This window comes from Lonsdalea britannica, from assembly GCF_946477055.1.
In the GTDB taxonomy this organism is placed as follows: domain Bacteria; phylum Pseudomonadota; class Gammaproteobacteria; order Enterobacterales; family Enterobacteriaceae; genus Lonsdalea; species Lonsdalea britannica_A.
Genome location: NZ_CAMKXG010000266.1, coordinates 1 through 4596 on the forward strand (window position 1 = coordinate 1; position 4596 = coordinate 4596).

4 protein-coding genes and 1 pseudogene are annotated in these 4596 nt (G+C 55.7%); 1 reads left to right on the plus strand and 4 read right to left on the minus strand.

Translation table 11 applies throughout. The features are described from left to right. Positions 1 to 462: pseudogene (gene clpA / locus Q7O77_RS14835) on the plus strand (ATP-dependent Clp protease ATP-binding subunit ClpA); the annotation flags it as partial. Between the two features lie 108 nt (positions 463 to 570). Here the strand turns inward: clpA and treA are convergent. The 4 genes from treA to Q7O77_RS14855 all read right to left on the minus strand — a co-directional run. Next, positions 571 to 2211 (minus strand): alpha,alpha-trehalase TreA, encoded by a 1641-nt coding sequence (treA, locus tag Q7O77_RS14840; protein WP_304168866.1) that lies wholly within the window; start codon positions 2209 to 2211, stop codon positions 571 to 573. Between the two features lie 254 nt (positions 2212 to 2465). Continuing rightward, positions 2466 to 2684: a translation initiation factor IF-1 gene (gene infA, locus Q7O77_RS14845; RefSeq protein WP_002211347.1), complete on the minus strand. Its 219-nt coding sequence runs from the start codon at positions 2682 to 2684 to the stop codon at positions 2466 to 2468. Positions 2685 to 2806: 122 nt separating this feature from the next. After that, positions 2807 to 3505: a leucyl/phenylalanyl-tRNA--protein transferase gene (gene aat, locus Q7O77_RS14850; RefSeq protein WP_304168875.1), complete on the minus strand. Its 699-nt coding sequence runs from the start codon at positions 3503 to 3505 to the stop codon at positions 2807 to 2809. A gap of 12 nt (positions 3506 to 3517) precedes the next feature. Beyond that, positions 3518 to 4596: ATP-binding cassette domain-containing protein (locus tag Q7O77_RS14855; RefSeq protein WP_304168878.1), on the minus strand; the 1079-nt coding region annotated here is incomplete at its 5' end.

A 4596-nucleotide genomic window follows, 5' to 3' on the forward strand; every position in this document is an offset into this window, starting at 1 on the left:
AACGCCGGGATCCGTGAAACCCAGCGTAAATCCATCGGGCTGATTCAGCAGGATAACAGCAGCGATGCGATGGAAGAGATCAAGAAGGTGTTTACGCCGGAATTCCGTAACCGTCTGGATGGCATCATCTGGTTCAACCATCTCTCGACCGAAGTGATTCAGCAGGTGGTGGACAAATTCATCGTCGAATTGCAGGCGCAGCTGGATGCCAAAGGTGTGTCGCTGGAAGTCAGCGAAGATGCCCGCAACTGGCTGGCAGAGAAAGGCTACGACAAGGCGATGGGCGCACGTCCGATGGCGCGGATTATTCAGGAAAACCTCAAGAAACCGCTGGCCAACGAGCTACTGTTTGGCTCGCTGGTAGAAGGGGGATCCGTCACGGTGGAACTGGATGCTTCGACGCAGCAGCTGAGCTATAGCTTCCATAGCGCTCAGAAACGCAAAACCGAGGGCGCGGTATAGCGTTAACCCCGCATTACCGACACCTATGACCTCAAGGGCATCCCAATGGATGCCCTTGTTTTTTTGAAATAAATGAGCGATTAGATCGAAAGCTAACAAGCCGGGTGTTTACTTGTCTTGCTGCTGGGGCGGATAGAGACTCAACAGCTTGAGGGTGACGCCATTGGTCCAGCCAAACCCGTCCTGCAGTTCGTATTCACCACCGCCACCACCGCCGAGTTCACCGGTTTCAACCGCGTATTTCTCTACCAGCTTATGCTCGCGTTCATAGGTGTGCTGAACGCTGTTCAGAAAACGAACCGCGATTTCTTCAGCGAGTGCCTCTTGCTGATAATAACGTAGCCCTTCCACCGCGACCCACTGTAGTGGCGCCCAGGCGTTCGGCGCATCCCACTGCTGGTGAGAGTGCTCCGTTGTCGTAACCATGCCCCCTTCCTGTACCAGCGCGTCACGGACCGCCTGAGCGGTCTCGTCGGCGTTATTCTGCGGAGCGGCCTGAACGTACAGCGGAAACAGCGTCGCTGCCGTCAACTGTTCACTTACTTTGCCCTGACGCCAGCCATAATCCGCGTAGTAGCGTTTTTCCGCGTTCCAGAAGTAGTGATTTAGCGCCTGTTTACGCTTGTCGGCACGCCGTGCGTAACGATCGGCATCGGCCATGTTGTTGGCTAAACGACTGGCTTTTGCCAGCGCCATTTCGTTGTGGTAAATCAATGCGTTCAGATCCACCGGCAGGATGTCGGTGGTGTGAATCGTCGATAGCTTCATCGGGTCTTTCAGCCAGCGGGAACTGAAGTCCCAGCCGGATGCCGCACCCGCGCGCAGGTCTCGGTACAGCTGCGGGCGTTCGCTTTCCGGCACCTGACTGGCAGTGGTGATATCGTCCAGCCAGGATTCGGTACGCGGCACGTTGCGGTCGTCCCAGTAGCGGTTCAGCACATCGTTGCCGATACGAACCACGCGTTTATCCGCCTGTCCCGGCTGGAGGCTGTTTTCGCCGTCCATCCAATACTGATATTCCCGCTTCATCTGCGGCAGATAGGTGACCAGCAGATTGTCGCCGTCGTGCTTCGCCAGCAGCTCAACCATTTTGGTGAAGAAAGGAGGCTGCGAACGGCTCAGGTAATAGGTGCGATTCCCGTTGGGAATGTGTCCGTAGCGGTCAATCTGGTAGGCAAAGTTTTGCACCATGTTACGGATGAGATCCCATTGGTCGCTCTCCGCGAGGCCCAACATAGTGAAATAGCTGTCCCAGTAATAGACTTCGCGGAAACGTCCGCCCGGCACGACATACGCGTTGGGCAGCGGTAGGAGCGAGTCCCAGCGGGTGATGTCGGGTGTGCTGCGGGTGAGGTGCGGCCACAGGTCGACGATATGTTCCCGCAGCGTCTGGCCCCCGGGGGGAATATAGCCTTTCCCATCCGCAGGAATAATGAAGTTGTGCCGCACAAAATGCTGCAGATCAAAGTTGTCCAACCGACGCTGCATGTAGTAATCCGCCATGATGGCTGATGGCGAGTACCGGGGGACTGCGTCAACAAACGTTTTTTGATCCGGGAACATTTTCGCTTTCTGCACCGCTTCGAACAGCGGCCCCATTGTGATATCCGGCGGAGCCGTGGCGATGCGCTGCGGCTGTGGGGTTTCTGCATGAGCGTGCTTCATCACCAGAACGGGGAAAGCCAGAATGGTGGTTATCTGTAAAATAATCAAAAACGGATATGTCCTCATCGCCTGGATGGTTAACATCGTTTGGTCCACTCCTCTATTATGAGCAAGTTGAGCAATAAAAAAGCAACAATTTTGTAAATATTGCTCAGTGCAATTATCTTAGGGGAAAGAGAAATAGGAGGGGACAATGGATGCGTGATCTGCAGAAAGGGTCACTGGGTGCGATGAGAAAAATGTGAAGACGGGCACAAAAAGCAAAAGCCCTGACCGCAAGCGGAAAGGGCAGGAGGGCGAACATCCTCGTGGGATCGCGTTAAGCGATGGCGGGCCTGTTAGCGGCTACGGAAGACAATGCGGCCTTTGCTCAGGTCGTACGGGGTCAGCTCCACTGTGACTTTGTCACCCGTCAGGATGCGGATATAGTTTTTACGCATTTTACCGGAGATATGAGCGGTAACCACGTGCCCGTTTTCCAATTCAACGCGGAACATGGTGTTGGGCAGCGTATCAAGTACGGTGCCTTGCATTTCAATATTGTCTTCTTTGGCCATCGAATCCTCTAGGTTTTACTACCTTAGTTTTTAACCGGCAAGATAATGCCGAAAAACCCACATTATGTAAAGAAGCGTTGCTACTCAGCGCTTGATTAATTCGTCATAGGCGGGTCGTTTGATTAGGCGAGCGGCAGGGGTTGTCTCTGCCAGCACGTTTCATCCAGCGTCATGGGACGCAGTCGGGAAAGGTGTTGCAGAAACTCCCGGCGCGGTATTTCAGTGGCTCCCAGCGATGCCGTGTGCTCATTCAGTATTTGGCAGTCAATCAGTTGGCCGCCGTGGCGGACAAAGTGACGCAAAAACGCCAGTAAACCGCATTTCGAGGCATTGTCCGCCCGGCTAAACATGGACTCGCCGCAGAACAACGCACCCTGCGAAATGCCGTACAGACCGCCGATCAGCCTGTCATTATGCCACACTTCCACCGAATGCGCCTGTCCTGCCTGATGCAGCTGACAATAAGCGTCAATAATGTCATCGTCGATCCAAGTGCCTTCTTCACGTTCGTTGGCGCAGGCGGAGATGACATCGGCAAAGGCCTGATTGAGCGTCACTCGATACTCGGTCTTGCGGATAAACTTTTTCATGCTCCGGCTAAGGTGAAACGCGTCGGGAAACAAGACGGCCCGAGGATCGGGAGACCACCACAGCACGGGGTCTCCCTCCGAGTACCAAGGGAAGATACCCTGCTGATAAGCCGCTATTAGACGGGCTGGAGCCAGATCGCCCCCGAACGCCAGAAGGCCGTTAGGATCGTTCAACGCCAGTTCCGGATCGGGGAACTGCACGGAGAAGGGCGAAAGCTCAAACAACTGCATGTCAGGCCTCAGTTAAAGATGTTGATGAAACTGCCAGTAACGGCCTTGCTGGGCCATGAGCGTCTGATGATCACCCTGTTCGATAAGCTCACCGCCGTCCATGATGTACAGTCGGTCCATGCTTTCCAGGCCGCGCAGGCGGTGAGTAATCACCAGCAGGGTTTTCTCTTTGCAGTGTTCGCGCAGCAGCTGAAGCATGCGCTGTTCCGTTTCAGCGTCTAGCCCTTCGGTGGGCTCGTCGAGCAGAATCAGCGGTGCCGGATGTAGTAACGCACGCGCCAGACCTATACGGCGCTGTTCGCCGCCGGACAATTGACGACCGCCTTCACCCAGCCAGGCATTCAGCCCCTCCTGCTCCAGCAGGTTAGACAACCCCACCTGTTGCAGGGTGTGAGCCAATTGCTCATCACTGGCCTGTGGCGCTGCTAACCGCAGGTTCTCACGCAGTGTGTCGCTGAAGAGATGTACCCGCTGAGGCACGACGGTCATCATGCTGCGCAGATGCTCTTCAGACCAGGCAGACAGCGGCGAACCGTTAAGCGTGATTTCGCCCTCGGTACTGTCCCAGGCGCGGGTGATCAATTGCAACAAGGTTGATTTACCGCAGCCGGTTTTGCCTAACAGAGCGATGTGCTCGCCCGGTTGGAGGCTTAGCGAAACATGTTGCAACACCGGCAGGGGCTGATCCGGATAGGTGAAACTCACGTTATCTAGCGTCAAGGCAGCCTGAGAGGATGGGGCTGGTCCTCCGGTGGCGAAGACGACGGCAGGCTTCAGCTTCATCAACTGGTCGACTCGCACGGCGGAGGAGGCGACCTGCCCGATATGTTGGAAGGCATTGGCGACCGGGCCTAAGGCTTCGAAGGCCGCCAGTGACGCGAAAACAAATAAGGCGATCAGCGCGCCCGGCTGCGTGTCTCCGCCGACGCCGTTCGCTGCCATCCATAGCATCAATGTGACGGTGAGTCCGCTGCTCAGGATGATAAGGGATTGCGACAGGGCGCCGAGCGTCGCCTGCTGACGCTGCCGTGATAACCAGCGGTTTTCCAATTGATCCAGTCGCTGTCTCTTATACACATCTGACGCTGCCG